Here is a 14,229-nt window from a genome sequence, read left to right as displayed (position 1 = left end):
CGGAGAGGAGCCGGGACACGTGCGGGTGAGGCAGACTCGGCCCCATGACATCCATGACGCGGTCGCGAGCCACGGGCGTGGTCGTCGGCGGAGGCCCCAACGGCCTTGCCGCGGCCGCGCTGCTCGCGAAGGCGGGGCTCGACATCACGCTGCTGGAGGCCGCCGACGAGGTCGGGGGCGGCACCCGCAGCCACGCGGGTCTGCTGCCCGGCCTGCTGCACGACCACTGCTCCGCCATCCACCCCATGGCCGTGAACTCACCGGCCCTGCGTGAACTGGAGCTGGAACGGCACGGACTGCGCTGGCTCCTGCCCGAGGTCGACTGCGTCCACCCGCTCGACGACGGCACGGCGGGCGTACTGATGCGCTCCGTCGAGGAGACCGCCCGCCTCCTCGGCCCCGACGGCGACCGCTACCGGGCGCTGATCGAACCCTCGGTACGGCACTGGGACGCGCTCGCCGGTGACGTGATGGGCCCGCTGCTGCGTGTCCCCTCCCACCCGCTGCTGCTCGCCCGTTTCGGTCTGCCGACCATCCTGCCCGCCACCGCTCTCGCCCGCCTCTTCCGCGCCCCGCGGACGCGCGCGCTCTGGGCCGGGATCGCCGCCCACGCCTTCCAACCGCTGGGCCGCCCGTTCACCTCGGCCATCGGCCTGGGCATCCTGGTCTCCGGGCACGCCGCCGGATGGGCCGTGGCCGAGGGGGGCTCGCAGTCCATCGCCCGCGCGCTGGAGAGGGCGCTGCGCGAGTACGGGGGGCGGGTCGAGACGAACGTCCGCGTCACCGACCACCGTCAGATCCCGGCCGCCGACGTGACCCTCCTGGATCTCGACCCCGGCCAGGCCGCGACCGTCTACGGCGACCGGCTGCCCGCCCGGACCCGGTCCGCCTACCGGCGGTTCCGCCGGGGCCCCGGCGCCTTCAAGATCGACCTCGCGGTCGAGGACGGCATCCCCTGGACGAACGAGAAGGCCCGGCGCGCCGGGACCGTCCACCTGGGCGGCACGCTCGACGAGGTCGCGCGGGCCGAACGGGACGTCACGGCCGGACGCATGCCAGACCGGCCGTTCGTCCTGGTCGGCCAGCAGTATCTCGCGGACCCCGGCCGCTCGGCCGGGAACGTGCACCCGGTCTGGGCCTACGCGCACGTCCCGTACGGCTACACCGGGGACGCCACGGAGGCGATCCTGCGCCGGATCGAACAGTTCGCCCCCGGCGCCCGCGACCGGATCGTCGGCCTGAGCGCCACCACCCCTGCCGGATTCGCCGCCGGCAACGCCAACTTCACGGGCGGCGACATCCTCACCGGCGCGAAGACCGCCCCCCGGCTCGTCCTCGGTCCCCGCCCCGCCCTCGACCCCTACACCACCGGCCTGCCGGGCGTCTTCCTGTGCTCGGCGGCCACCCCGCCCGGACCGGGTGCCCACGGGATGTGCGGGGCGGGGGCGGCCGCTTCGGCGCTGCGGTACCTGAGGGCTGTCCCGCCCTCAGCGCGCGAGTAGCTCCAGCGTGTCGATGACACGGTTGGAGAAGCCCCACTCGTTGTCGTACCAGGCGACCACCTTGACGTGGCGGCCGTCGACGCGGGTGAGGGCGGAGTCGAAGACCGAGGAGGCCGGACTGCCGACGATGTCGGAGGAGACCAGGGGGTCCTCGGAGTACTCGAGGACACCGGCGAGCGGGCCCTCGGCGGCCGTGCGGTAGGCGGCGAGCACCTCCTCGCGGGTGACGTCGCGGGCGACCGTCGTGTTCAGCTCGACGATCGAGCCGACCGGTACCGGTACCCGGATCGAGTCGCCGGACAGCTTGCCGTCGAGGCCCGGCAGCACCAGGCCGATCGCCTTGGCCGCGCCCGTGGTCGTCGGCACGATGTTGACGCCGGCCGCGCGCGCCCGGCGGGGGTCGCGGTGCGGGCCGTCCTGGAGGTTCTGCTCCTGGGTGTAGGCGTGCACGGTGGTCATGAACCCGTGCTCGATGCCCGCCAGTTCGTCCAGCACGGCGGCCAGCGGGGCCAGCGCGTTGGTCGTGCAGGAGGCGTTCGACACGATGGTGTGCAGGGCCGGGTCGTAGGTGTCGCTGTTCACCCCGTACGCCAGCGTCACGTCGGCGCCGTCCGAGGGGGCGCTCACCAGCACCCGCTTAGCGCCCGCGTCCAGGTGGGCGCGGGCGGCCTTCGCCGAGGTGAAGCGGCCGGTCGCCTCCAGCACGATGTCGACGTCCAGCTCCGCCCAGGGCAGCTGCGCCGGCTCGCGCTCGGCGAGGACCTTGATGCGGCGGCCGTCGACCACGAGGGTGTCGCCGTCCACCTCCACAGGGCGGCCCAGGCGTCCGGCCGTCGAGTCGAAGGCCAGCAGCCGGGCCAGCCCCGCGGGTTCGGTGAGGTCGTTGACCGCGACGACCTCGAGGTCACTGCCCCGCTCGAGCAGAGCCCGCAGCACGTTGCGTCCGATGCGGCCGAATCCGTTGATGGCGATGCGCGTCATGAATGGTGTCCCTTCCGTCCGCCATCAGGTTCGCGGACGAAGACCCTGTGCGGCAGTGGCAGGAGCGCCATGGTTCACAAGGATCGCGCCAGAGTCACTCGCCCCGCGCGAACGTCCGCCGGTAGTCGCCGGGCGTGGTCCCCAGCACCCGCTGGAAGTGCAGCCGGAGATTGTTGCCGGTGCCGAGCCCGACCTCGTCGGCGATTCTCTCCACGCTCCGCTCCGAACGCTCCAGCAGTTCCCGCGCCAGGTCCACCCGCGCCCGTGTCACCCACTGCATCGGCGTGTACCCGGTGTCCTCCGCGAACCGCCGGGAGAACGTACGCGGCGACACCGCCGCGTGCCGGGCCAGCGCCTGCAGGCTCAGCGGCTCACCGAGCCGGTGCAGCGCCCACTCCCGCGTCGCGGCGAACCGCTCGCCCAGCGGCTCCGGCACACTGCGCGGCACGTACTGCGCCTGGCCGCCGCTGCGATAGGGCGCCGCGACCAGCCGCCGGGCCGCGTGGTTGGACGCGGCCACCCCCAGTTCGCCGCGCAGCATGTGCAGGCACAGGTCGATGCCGGAGGCGGCCCCGGCCGACGTCAGCACACTGCCCTCGTCCACGAACAGCACGTTCTCGTCCACCAGGACCAGCGGATACCGCGCCGCCAGGGCGCGCGCGTAGTGCCAGTGCGTGGTGGCCCGTCTGCCGTCCAGCAGTCCGGTGGCCGCCAGCGCGAACGCCCCCGTGGAGATCGCCGCCAGTCGCGCACCCCGTCCGTGTGCCGCGACCAGCGCCGCCACCACCGGCTCCGGGGGATCCTCCCGGTCCGGGAACCGGTAGCCCGGCACGAACACCAAGTCCGCCCACTCCAGCGCCTCCAGGCCGTGCGCCACGTGGTACGACAGACCGTCGCCGCCCGTCACCAGACCCGGCGCCGCCCCGCACACCCGGACCTCGTACGGCATGCTCGCGCGGGTCGTGAAGACCTGCGCCGGGATACCCACGTCGAGCGGCTTGGCGCCCTCCAGGACGAGAACGGCGACACGGCGGAAACGGGAGGTCGGCACGGGCAGCAGCGTACGCACACCGGCCCACGAGGTCGGCCCGAATCCCCTTCAGGACGCCGGACCACGCCTCGACACGCGGCTGTTTCCCGCGACGGGACCGACGACTTGCGGCCCTTCCTCTCCCGGGGGCGCGCCCTCGGGAGAGGAAGATCACCCGTGGGAGCGCGCTCTTGGCCAGGCAGGTCGCACACGGTACCGTCGGGGCCGTATCGACGACGGCGGAACGGAAGCCGGTGGGAAACCGGCACGGTCGCGCCACTGTGTGCGCGGTCCCTCAAGTGGCCGCGCGAGTCAGACCCGTGGCCGTCGTCCTGTGCACCACCGAGATGGGACGCGAACTCCCAGAGGAGGTTCTGCCATGGCGCAGTCCGTCGCTCAGCCGACAGCCGGAAACCCCACCGTTCCCGCCAAGCTGCCACTGAGGGAGACAGCGCCCTGGGCGGTCTTCTTCGGCGTGCTCATGCTGGTCCTGCTGTACTTCGTCGGCGCCGAGCAGGGCGCCACCTCCGTGTTCAACGGCACGGACGTCCACGAATGGGTGCACGACGCCCGCCACCTGCTCGGCTTCCCCTGCCACTGACGCGAGGGACGCCGCACACCATGAACTCCGCAACCGTGAGAAACCTGCTCGTGCGGGGCATGCTCGCCGGCCTCGGCGCCGGAGTGCTCGCCCTGATCGCCGCGTACCTCCTCGGCGAGCCCCATGTGGACAGCGCCATCAGCTTCGAGGGCCACCACTCCCACGAGCACGAGGTCGAAGTCGTCTCCCGCTCGCTCCAGTCCACCGCAGGACTGGCCACCGGCGTGCTCGTCTACGGGGTCGCCTTCGGCGGCATCGCCGCGCTCGCCTACTGCTTCGCGCTCGGCCGCGTCGGGCGCTTCGGCCCGCGCGCGACCGCGCTGCTGCTGTCCGGCACCGCGCTGCTCGCCGTGTACGTGGTGCCGTTCCTGAAGTACCCGGCCAACCCGCCCTCGGTCGGCGACCCGGACACCATCGGCAAGCGCACCACGCTGTACTTCCTGATGATGCTGCTCAGCGTGCTCCTCGCCGTCGGTGCCGGCCTGCTCGGCAAGAGGCTCGCCCCGCGCCTGGGCAACTGGTACGCGACCCTGGTCGCCGTGGCCGCCTTCGCCCTGCTGGCCGGACTGGCCTACGCCTTCCTGCCGGTCGTCGACGAGGTACCGGAAGACTTCCCGGCCACCCTCCTGTGGCGCTTCCGTCTCTCCGCGCTGGCCATCCAGACGGTGCTGTGGGCCGGATTCGGGCTGCTCTTCGGCGAGTTGGCCGAACGCCTGCTGAATCCCCGCACCGCGACGGCACGCACCACGGCCCCCAAGGTCGCCGCCTCCCACTGAGCCGACGACGAGAGGGGCCCCGGAGATCAGCGGGCCCCTCTCACTCACCTCCGAGCGCACGCCCCAGCCGCAGGTTCCAGCGGCCGGCCCGGCCCGACAGCTCCGTCGCGGTGAGGGGAGCCGCGTCCAGGCGCCAGAAGGCCCCGGGGGGCAGACCCAGCGCGTGCACCACGGCCGCCCGGACCACCTCGGGCTCCACCACGGCGACCGTACGACCGTCGGGCACCGACTCCAGCCAGCGTCCCACCCGCGCGCACACGTCCCGCACCGACTCCCCGTCCGGTGCCGCGCAGTCCGGGTCGGCCAGCCAGCGGGCCACCGCCTCTCCCTCCGTCGCGGCGACCTCGGCCAGCGTGCGCCCCCGCCACCGCCCGGCGTCCAGCGGCGCGAGTTCCGCCGCCACGGCGCCCCGCAGCCCCAGCGCATCGGCCGTGTCCCGGCACCGCGCACCGGGTGACAGCACCACCCGTGCCGCCTCCGGGAGGTCCCCGGCCGCCGCCCGAGCGGCTCCCGCCTCGTCGATGGACGAGGAACCGTCGTAGAACCGGGCCTCCCGCAGCGCGGGCCCCATGGCGGGCGAGACGAGCAGCAGCCGACCGGTCACCCCGAAAACCTCCTGATCGCGCTTGTCCGTCCCGGCCCGCGGCGGGCCGGGACGGACAAGCGCACGTACCGACGCAGTTCACCCCGCACGGTAGGCGCTCTCACGGGTGGGGCCGCGCACCGGGACCGGTTCGATGTCCACCAGGTGGCCGAGAGCGGGCGGCACCCCGCTCGGCACCGTCGTCCGGGTGACCAGGTCGGCGCCCCGGTACACGCCCGCACGTGCGAGCGTGGCCTCGGGGGGAGTCCGTGTCGGCGGGCCCGGTCAGCTCAGCCCTGACGCACCGTGTGCTCACGGTGCCCGGACGGCTGGTGCTCGCTCATGTACCAGCCGTCCACCCGCGGCCCGAGCAGGTCCGTCGGCCATCCCGCCGATCGCACGGCCGCCTCGTACACGGCGTCGCCGAACCGGACGATCGCCCCGTGCGGGTCCGGCAGCCGGCGCAGGTTCTGCCACGGCAGCAGCGCGAGTCCGAGGTCCGGGTGCCAGTCGGCGCCCTCGACACCCCAGGACCGGCCGGTGAGACCGTCCGGCTGCGGCCAGATGTAGGCGTACATCCCGATGTCCAGCGGGCTGCTGCCGTCGCCGTGGGTGTTGTCGAAGGAGAACCCCACCGACACGTACTCGTGCAACTGGGCGTTGCGCATGAACGGCGGCCCCTTGGGGCCGGGGTCCGTCCGCTTCGGGCGCCACCGGGTCGCCGACAGGTCGAACCCGCCCCACATCACGCCGACGCGCGGCCGGTGCCCGAGGAAGGGGGCCTGCCACGCCTCCAGGCCACCCGCCGCGAGGTCGAACGCCTCCCAGATCAGCCGCGCCGCGTGCGCGTCCCACACCCGCTCCACCCGGTCGTCCTCGAAGTTCGGCGGGGCGGCGGGGATCTCGCAGAACTGGGCGCTGCGCGGGTGCGGGATGCCGAGCTTCGACGCGGCCTGGCAGAAGGACGCGTAGAAGTCGGCGACCGACGTCCGCCCCAGCGACAGCGTCCGCGCGCCGCCGTCGGTCTCGATCACCACGTCTCCGTCGAGCAGACGGTAGTGCACCGCGAAGGTCACCCCGTTGCGCCGGAACGCCGGTGTGCGCAGCCCGCGCGGGGAGACCTCCAGCACGATGTTGCCCCAGCCGACCTCGAAGGGGTCGTCCAGCGAGTACTTGCCCGCGACCTGAACCACCCGGTTCACATACTCGATCATGGGGCCCAGTTCCGCGTGGTCCAGCACCGGCCACGCCTCGGGACGTTCGCTCACGGGAGCCTCCCGGCGGATCGATCCTCGTGTTCCCGACGGCCGCACGACGCCGGTGAAGTACCACCCGATTCCCGGCATGACGGCCGTACGACCGCACACCCCCCGATTCTCCCACGGGCCTCAGGGGCTCGCCTCCTTCCCGCCCGCACCGGATCGCACCCCGCGTGACACGGTGACGGGACACCCCGCCTCGGTACGCCGGTTTCGCGGAAGGCGCGGCCCTCGGAGCCCGCATCACGGCCGCCGCCGACGACACCGGGGTCGACGGCGCCGCCGTCCAGAAGTCCCGGCCGGACTGACGACCCGACACCGGAGCTCTGGGGCCGGATGCGGGGGAAGCGGCTGCGGGGGAGGGGGAACACGCGGGTGGAGGGCGCTTGTGCGTCCTACAAGCCCCGCCGCCGCACACTGGGCGCAGCCGCCGCACCCGCACCGGAAGGAACCCCCGTAGCATGCACCTCGATCTGAGCGGACGCACCGCCCTGGTCACCGGCTCCACGCAGGGCATCGGCGCGGCCATCGCGCTGGGTCTCGCCCGCGCCGGCGCCCGCGTCGCCGTCAACGGCCGCGACAAGGAGCGTGTCTCCGCGAGCATCACCGAGTTGGCCGCTCAGGCCCCCGACGCCGAGTTCGTCGCGGCCGCCGCCGACGTCTCCACGGAGCAGGGCGCCCAGCAGTTGCTGCGCGACCTGCCCCAGGTGGACATCCTCGTCAACAACCTCGGCGTATTCGGCACCGCGGACCCGCTGGAACTCACCGACGACGAGTGGCGGCGCTACTTCGACATCAACGTCCTCGCCGCCGTCCGGCTGACCCGGCTCTACCTGCCCGGCATGACCGACCGGGGCTGGGGACGCGTGCTGTACATCGCCAGCGACTCGGCCGTCGTCATCCCGGCCGAGATGATCCAGTACGGCATGTCGAAGACCGCCCTGCTCGCGGTGGGCCGGGGCTTCGCCAAGAAGGCCGCGGGCACCGGTGTCACCGTCAACTCCGTCATCGCGGGCCCCACCCACACCGCGGGCGTCGAGGACTTCGTCTACGAACTGGTCGACGAGAAGCTGCCCTGGGACGAGGCACAGCGGGTCTTCATGCGCGAGTACCGCCCGCAGTCCCTGATCCAGCGCCTGATCGAGCCCGAGGAGATCGCCAACATGGTCGTCTACCTCAGCTCCCCCCAGGCCTCGGCCACCACCGGCGGTGCCCTCCGCGTGGACGGCGGCTACGTGGACGCCATCCTCCCCTGACCGTCCCGAAGCCGTGCATGCAGGCACCCGTCGACGGGCAAGGCGGGCACCACCCCGGCCCGCTCGTAGCCGCACCTGAGTGCCACCCGGCAGGACGCCCTGTCGTCCGTCGGGTGCAGCGACTCCGGCCGGTCCAGCCCCCGGCCGAAGGCCCACCCGGTCAACGCCGTCAGCGCGCGCGGGGCCACGCCCCGGCCCCGCGCCCGCGCGGCCTTCCAACAACCGACCCCGGCCCGGCCGCCTCCCGCGACCACGTCCCCGAGCACGATGTGACCCAGCAACTCCCCTTCTCCTTGAGGGGAGCCGGAGGTCTCGAGAGAGCCGTACGTGCCGGGGGAGCCGGGGGAGACGGCCGCCACGACGGCGAGTCCCAGACGGTCACCCGTCTCCCACCCCCGCGCCTGCCCGGCGATCCACGCGAGCGCGGCCGCCTCGTCGTCCAGCGCCGCCAGCAGCAGACCGTCCGCATCTATCACGCCTGCCGCTCCGGTCCCTCGCGTGCCGGCCATGCTTGCACACGCGCCCGGTGGGGCAGATGAACCCGGACGCGCGGACTCCGGTGGAGCGGAGCGCGGAAGAGGGCGCCGGCCCGGGTGGGTCCATTCGCCGGTACGGCCTCTGACGAGCCAAGATGGCTCCGAGCGTTCGAAGAGACACTGATGCGGAGGAGCGGACCCATGGCGCACGAGCGAGCCGGCCGTCCGGCCGGCCCCGAGGACCTCGTCGATGTGGCCCGGCTGGTCACGGCGTACTACGCCCTGCACCCGGACCTGGACGACCCCGCCCAGCGGGTCGCCTTCGGCACCTCGGGGCACCGGGGCTCGTCCCTGGCGGCCGCTTTCAACGAGGACCACATCGCCGCCACCAGCCAGGCGATCTGCGAGTACCGCGCCGCCCAGGGCACCGACGGCCCGCTGTTCCTCGGCGCCGACACCCACGCCCTGTCCGTGCCCGCCAAGGTCACCGCGCTGGAGGTGTTCGCGGCCAACGGCGTCACCGTCCTGATCGACAGCGAGGACGGCTACACCCCCACCCCCGCCGTCTCGCACGCCATCCTCGCCCACAACCGCGGCCGCACCGACGGCCTCGCGGACGGCGTGGTCGTGACCCCCTCGCACAACCCGCCCGCCGACGGCGGTTTCAAGTACAACCCCCCGAGCGGCGGCCCGGCCCCCTCGGACGCCACCTCGTGGATCCAGGACCGTGCCAACCAGATCATCGCGGGCGGATGCAAGGACGTACGCCGCATCCCCTGCGCCCGCGCGCTCGCCGCCGACACCACCGGCCGGTACGACTTCCTCGGCGCCTACGTCCGCGACCTGCCGAGCGTGCTGGACCTGGCCGCGGTGCGGGACGCCGGGCTGCGCATCGGCGCCGACCCGCTCGGCGGGGCCTCCGTCGGCTACTGGGGCCGGATCGCCGACGAGCACGGCATCGACCTGACCGTGGTGAACCCGCACGCCGACCCCACCTGGCGCTTCATGACGCTGGACTGGGACGGCAGGATCCGGATGGACTGCTCCTCCCCGTACGCGATGGCCTCGCTCATCGAGCAGCGCGACCGGTTCGGCATCTCCACCGGCAACGACGCCGACGCCGACCGGCACGGCATCGTCACCCCGGACGGCGGGCTGATGAACCCCAACCACTACCTCGCCGTCGCCATCGACTACCTCTACCGCCACCGCGACCAGTGGCCCGAGGCGACCGGGATCGGCAAGACCCTCGTCTCCTCCACGATGATCGACCGGGTCGCCGGCGACCTGGGCCGCAGGCTCGTCGAGGTGCCGGTCGGCTTCAAGTGGTTCGTGGACGGACTGCTGAGCGGGGACCTCGGCTTCGGCGGCGAGGAGTCGGCGGGCGCCTCCTTCCTGCGCCGCGACGGCTCGGTGTGGACCACGGACAAGGACGGCATCCTCCTCGCCCTGCTGGCCTCCGAGATCACCGCCGTCACCGGCCGCACTCCCTCCGAGCACTACGCCGGCCTCACCGAGCGCTTCGGGGAGCCCGCATACGCCCGCATCGACGCCCCGGCGACGCGCGAGCAGAAGGCGCTGCTCGCCAAGCTGTCCCCGGCCCAGGTCACGGCCGACACCCTGGCAGGCGAGGAGGTCACCTCCGTCCTCACCGAGGCGCCCGGCAACGGCGCGCCCATCGGCGGCATCAAGGTCACCACCGCCAACGCCTGGTTCGCGGCCCGCCCCTCGGGCACAGAGGACGTGTACAAGGTGTACGCCGAGTCGTTCCTCGGCCCGGACCACCTCGCGCGGGTGCAGGAGGAGGCCCAGGGCGTCGTCCTCGGGGCGCTCGGCGACTGATGCTCCGCCAGGGGGCGCCGCCGGTCAGCGCCGGCCGTGCCCCCGCTCCAGCCTGTCCAGCACCGCGCGCGCCATCGCCGCCTCGCCCAGTGCGTTGGGGTGCGCGGGCGCCGCGGGGGACGCGGGCCGGAGCGGCTCGATCCAGCGCACGCCGGGCGCCTCGCACATGTCGTGTCCGACCGTGGGCCCGTAGGTGTCGACGTACTCCACCCGGTTCCAGGCCGCGACCAGGCGCAGCATCAGGTTGACCCGCTTCCCGGTGTCGCGCAGGTACGGGAAGTCGCCGCGCGCGAACGGCACGGCGGGGAAGCACCCGGAGCCGTCGTCGGGCAGCAGGTCCGGGTAGCCGACCAGCAGCACCCGGGCGTGCGGCGCCCGCGCGCGTACGGCCCGCAGCACCCGGTCGACCTTGGGCGCGGTACGAGCGGCGGCGGCCGTCAACTCGTCGTATCCGGCGGCTTGGTACGAGCGCTCGCACGGGTTGCCCGTCGGGTCGGCCGCGCCGAGGCGGGCGCAGGTGGCGATGATCGAGCCGAAGCCGACGTCGTTGCCACCGATCTGCACCGTGACCAGATCGGTGCCCCGGCTCAGCGCGTCCAGCTGCGGACCGTTGCCGCCCTGCGCCCGCCACATCTCGGCGGTCGTCGCGCCCGAACAGCTCACGTCCCCGAAGGCGTCCACCCGCCGTGCCGCGGCCACCAGCGAGGGGTAGTTGCTGTTCGAGCGGGCGCAGCCGGCGTCCACCTGGTCCGGGATGAGCGGGCCCGAGGTGTACGAGTCCCCGAGGGCCACGTACTCGGTGCCGCGGCCGTGGGGCTGTGCCGCCGCCGGGACCACGGAACCGGCGACCAGTGCGCAGCCGCCGAGCAGCGCTCCGAGTCCCGCCAGCCGACGCCGTCTCGCCGTCTCTCCGCCACGCGCCATGAGTTCGTCCCCTCGGTTCCGGCCCGGCGCTCCCCGCGCCCTCGACCGGCCTTGTATACCTCCGGCGCGCCCCCCACGGCCAGAAGCCGGACCACGTCAACTGCCGCCCCGCAGGTCACAGTAGCGACGGAACCGGTGTGGAACACTCCGGAGGTTCCGTCACCGAACGCAGGAGGGGCGCCGCCCGATGGCCGTCATCCACAGGACCACCCTCACTCCGACCAAGGTCCGACTTCTCACCGCCTGGCTTCCCGGCCGCCCCTGGTACCGCGGTTCCGGCACGCCCGAGCTGGAGCGGACCGGCGGCTTCCGGCTGGACGACCCGGCGGGCGAGGTCGGCATCGAGTTCATGGTGGTCACCGACCGTTCCACCCCCGAGGCCACCGCCTACCTGGTCCCGCTCACCTACCGCGACGCCCCGCTCGCCGGTGCCGAGGACGGTCTGATCGGCACCGCGGAACACGGCGTCCTGGGCAAGCGCTGGGTCCACGACGGCTGCCACGACCCGGTGCTGACCACCGAACTGCTCGCCCTGATCGGCGGCACCGCCCAGGCCATGGCCCAGAGCGTCACCGACACCCCCGACCACGAGGTCGTCCGCTCCCACACCGGCGAACCGCTCCCGTCGGCCCCGCACATCCCCGTCCCCGCCGACGACGCGGGGGGCACCGCGCTGCCCGCGCCCCGCGGCACCGTGCTGCACGTCCACCGCGTCCTGCGCCCGGTCGCCGGGGCCGAGGCGCCCGGCCGTCCCGAGGGAGCGGTCGGCCATGTGGCGACCGGCTGGCCCGGCCCGGACGGCACCCGGCTGCGCGCGGTCCTCATGGAGCTGCGCCCGGCCTGACCGGGCTCCGGGCCGGTGCCGCTCGCCGGGCGGTACCGGTACTCCGGCCCACCATCTGGCATGGCCAGGTCAAATCTGTCACTCTTTCGGCAGCCACGCCCGAGCGGGCGTGGCGCAGTGCTCGCGCAGCCCCGCCCCACGGCCGTCCCGGCGTAACCCGCCGGCACCGGCCACCGAGCAGGCCGGACCCCGGCCGCCGCCAAAGGAGTAGCGTGTGAGACCCACCCCCCACCGGGCGCTCGCCGCCGGCGTGTTCACCGCCGCCGCCCTGATCGCCCTCTCCCTCCCCGCCACCGCCGCCCAGTCCGGACCCTCCGCCGCCACCGCGTGCACCCCGACGCAGTCGGTCGTCAACGGCGGTTTCGAGAACGGCACCTCACCCTGGACGGAGTCCCCCTCCGGGCTCGTCACCAGCCGCACCGGCCAGAGCGCCCACGGCGGCACCTCGTACGCCTGGCTCGACGGCACCGGCCGCACCCGCACCGACACCCTCACCCAGAGCGTCACCGTGCCGGGCGGCTGCACGACCGCCACGCTCAGCTTCTACCTCCACGTCGACACCGCCGAGACCACCTCGTCCACGGCCTACGACAAACTCACGGTCAAGGCGGGCTCCAGCACGCTCGCCGGCTACTCCAACCTCGACCGGGCCTCCGGCTACGTACGCAAGACGATCGACGTCTCCTCCTACGCGGGCCAGACCGTGAACCTCGCCTTCACCGGCACCGAGGACTCCAGCCTGCAGACCAGCTTCGTCCTGGACGACATCGCCCTCGACACCTCGGGCGGCACCACCCCGCCCCCGGCCGACTCGGTGCGCACCCCGGCCGCGCCCGCCTACACCGTCAGCCTCAGCAGCGACAGCACGGGCACCGTCTGGAGCGGCCACCAGAGCGCCACCTTCACCAACGCCTCCGCCACCGCGCTCAGCGAGGTCTACCTCCGGCTGTGGGACAACTACCACGGCACGTGCTCGGCGCCGCCCATCAAGGTCAGCAACGTCACCGGCGGCACGGCGGGTGACCTCTCCGTGGCCTGCACCGCGCTGAAGATCACGCTGCCGGCTCCGCTCGCCCAGGGCCAGAGCACCACCATCGGCTTCGACCTCGGCATCACCGTGCCCGACGGAGCCGACCGGTTCGGCCACGACGGCGCCTTCAGCTTCATCGGCAACGCGCTGCCCGTCCTCGCGGTCCGCGACGGCGCGGGCTGGCATCTGGACCCGTACACCAACAACGGCGAGTCCTTCTACTCGCTGGCCGCCGACTTCAAGGTCACTCTCGACCACCCCAGCGGCCTGCTGGTGCCGGCCACCGGCACCTCCACCGACACCCCCGGCAGCAGCGGCCGTACGGTCACCACCGCCACCGCCTCGAAGGTCCGTGACTTCGCCTGGGCCGCCGGGCCCTTCAGCAAGGTCTCCGGCACCTCACCCGGCGGGGTCCCGGTCAACGTCTACTCCGTATCCGGCATCAGCTCCACCAGCGCGCAGTCGATGCTCAGCACCGCCAAGAGCGCCGTCGACGCCCACGCGGGCCGCTTCGGGGCGTACCCCTACGGCGAGCTGGACGCGGTCATCGACAACAACTTCTGGTTCGGCGGCATGGAGTACCCCGGCTTCGTCCTCGACCTGGTCAGCACCAACGCCCTCACCCACGAGATCGCCCACCAGTGGTGGTACGGCATCGTCGGCGACGACGAGTACAACACCCCCTGGCTGGACGAGTCGTTCACCGACTACGCCACCGATCTCGCGCAGGGCAAGACCGGCTCGGGCTGCTGGAGCAGCGTCTCCTGGGCCTCCAGCGCCGAGAAGATCACCAACTCGATGGCCTACTGGGACGCGCACTCCTCCCGCTACTCCACCGTCGTCTACGGCTACGGCAAGTGCGCCCTGCACGACCTGCGCCGCGTCCTCGGTGACACCGCGATGGCGAAGCTGCTGAAGGACTACGCCGCCGCCCACTGGTACGGCGTCTCCACCACCGCCGAGTTCAAGGCCGCCGCCCAGGCCGCCACCAGCACCGACCTCACCTCCTTCTGGACCCAGCACCGCATCGACGGCTGACCCGTCCGGCTTGTCCGGCCCGGCCGGGGCGCTCCCCGGCCGGGCCACCCACATGGCCCAGGCGGCACCATCGCCCGGCGGTACCCC

General features: G+C 73.3%; 14 protein-coding genes. 7 read left to right on the top strand and 7 right to left on the bottom strand.

The window, feature by feature from the left end:
• Positions 1 to 44 precede the first annotated feature (44 nt).
• Positions 45 to 1,502 (top strand): phytoene desaturase family protein, encoded by a 1,458-nt coding sequence (locus ACWCV3_RS22845; protein ID WP_451227148.1) that lies wholly within the window; start codon positions 45 to 47, stop codon positions 1,500 to 1,502.
• Here ACWCV3_RS22845 and gap read toward each other — a convergent pair.
• Both gap and ACWCV3_RS22835 read right to left on the bottom strand, forming a co-directional pair.
• Positions 1,488 to 2,483: a type I glyceraldehyde-3-phosphate dehydrogenase gene (gap, locus tag ACWCV3_RS22840; protein ID WP_451227145.1), complete on the bottom strand. Its 996-nt coding sequence runs from the start codon at positions 2,481 to 2,483 to the stop codon at positions 1,488 to 1,490. The two genes, ACWCV3_RS22845 and gap, sit on opposite strands and share 15 nt — an antisense overlap.
• Positions 2,484 to 2,577: 94 nt before the next feature.
• Positions 2,578 to 3,534, bottom strand: coding sequence for a GlxA family transcriptional regulator (locus ACWCV3_RS22835; protein ID WP_451227142.1), 957 nt, complete (start codon positions 3,532 to 3,534; stop codon positions 2,578 to 2,580).
• A gap of 358 nt (positions 3,535 to 3,892) precedes the next feature.
• Here ACWCV3_RS22835 and ACWCV3_RS22830 point away from each other — a divergent pair, with 358 nt between their 5' ends.
• Both ACWCV3_RS22830 and ACWCV3_RS22825 read left to right on the top strand, forming a co-directional pair.
• Positions 3,893 to 4,114, top strand: coding sequence for a CbtB domain-containing protein (locus tag ACWCV3_RS22830; RefSeq protein WP_451227139.1), 222 nt, complete (start codon positions 3,893 to 3,895; stop codon positions 4,112 to 4,114).
• 20 nt (positions 4,115 to 4,134) lie between these two features.
• Positions 4,135 to 4,890 carry a CbtA family protein gene (locus tag ACWCV3_RS22825; protein WP_451227137.1) on the top strand — a complete coding sequence of 252 codons (756 nt, stop codon included), beginning with the start codon at positions 4,135 to 4,137 and terminating at the stop codon, positions 4,888 to 4,890.
• Positions 4,891 to 4,930: 40 nt separating this feature from the next.
• Here ACWCV3_RS22825 and ACWCV3_RS22820 read toward each other — a convergent pair whose 3' ends face one another.
• The 3 genes from ACWCV3_RS22820 to ACWCV3_RS22810 form a co-directional block, all read right to left on the bottom strand.
• The gene (locus ACWCV3_RS22820; protein ID WP_451227134.1) at positions 4,931 to 5,494 is read right to left on the bottom strand and encodes a histidine phosphatase family protein; all 564 of its coding nucleotides are present in this window, start codon (positions 5,492 to 5,494) and stop codon (positions 4,931 to 4,933) included.
• A gap of 78 nt (positions 5,495 to 5,572) precedes the next feature.
• Complete coding sequence (locus ACWCV3_RS22815; RefSeq protein WP_451227131.1) at positions 5,573 to 5,707, bottom strand: hypothetical protein; 135 nt, start codon at positions 5,705 to 5,707, stop codon at positions 5,573 to 5,575.
• A 56-nt stretch (positions 5,708 to 5,763) separates the two neighbouring features.
• A complete protein-coding gene (locus ACWCV3_RS22810; RefSeq protein WP_451227129.1) occupies positions 5,764 to 6,741 on the bottom strand; it encodes a DUF5996 family protein in 978 nt (325 codons plus the stop codon).
• Between the two features lie 452 nt (positions 6,742 to 7,193).
• Between ACWCV3_RS22810 and ACWCV3_RS22805 the strand changes: the two genes are divergently transcribed.
• Positions 7,194 to 7,988 (top strand): SDR family NAD(P)-dependent oxidoreductase, encoded by a 795-nt coding sequence (locus ACWCV3_RS22805; RefSeq protein WP_451227127.1) that lies wholly within the window; start codon positions 7,194 to 7,196, stop codon positions 7,986 to 7,988.
• On the opposite strand, the gene ACWCV3_RS22800 is transcribed toward ACWCV3_RS22805, so the two are convergent.
• The gene (locus ACWCV3_RS22800) at positions 7,964 to 8,464 is read right to left on the bottom strand and encodes a GNAT family N-acetyltransferase (protein ID WP_451227124.1); all 501 of its coding nucleotides are present in this window, start codon (positions 8,462 to 8,464) and stop codon (positions 7,964 to 7,966) included. The two genes, ACWCV3_RS22805 and ACWCV3_RS22800, sit on opposite strands and share 25 nt — an antisense overlap.
• Before the next feature lie 201 nt (positions 8,465 to 8,665).
• Between ACWCV3_RS22800 and pgm the strand changes: the two genes are divergently transcribed.
• Complete coding sequence (gene pgm / locus ACWCV3_RS22795; protein ID WP_451227121.1) at positions 8,666 to 10,306, top strand: phosphoglucomutase (alpha-D-glucose-1,6-bisphosphate-dependent); 1,641 nt, start codon at positions 8,666 to 8,668, stop codon at positions 10,304 to 10,306.
• A 24-nt stretch (positions 10,307 to 10,330) separates the two neighbouring features.
• Here pgm and ACWCV3_RS22790 read toward each other — a convergent pair whose 3' ends face one another.
• Positions 10,331 to 11,230: an SGNH/GDSL hydrolase family protein gene (locus tag ACWCV3_RS22790; protein ID WP_451227118.1), complete on the bottom strand. Its 900-nt coding sequence runs from the start codon at positions 11,228 to 11,230 to the stop codon at positions 10,331 to 10,333.
• Between the two features lie 187 nt (positions 11,231 to 11,417).
• Here ACWCV3_RS22790 and ACWCV3_RS22785 point away from each other — a divergent pair, with 187 nt between their 5' ends.
• Both ACWCV3_RS22785 and ACWCV3_RS22780 read left to right on the top strand, forming a co-directional pair.
• On the top strand, positions 11,418 to 12,074 hold the full coding sequence (locus ACWCV3_RS22785; RefSeq protein ID WP_451227116.1) for a maltokinase N-terminal cap-like domain-containing protein: 657 nt from the start codon (positions 11,418 to 11,420) through the stop codon (positions 12,072 to 12,074).
• 214 nt (positions 12,075 to 12,288) lie between these two features.
• A complete protein-coding gene (locus ACWCV3_RS22780; protein WP_451227113.1) occupies positions 12,289 to 14,142 on the top strand; it encodes a M1 family aminopeptidase in 1,854 nt (617 codons plus the stop codon).
• Positions 14,143 to 14,229: the final 87 nt, after the last annotated feature.

Source organism: Streptomyces sp. NPDC001781 (assembly GCF_053596035.1).
Note: the sequence above shows the minus strand (reverse complement) of the source record. Positions and strands in the feature narration are given on the sequence as shown.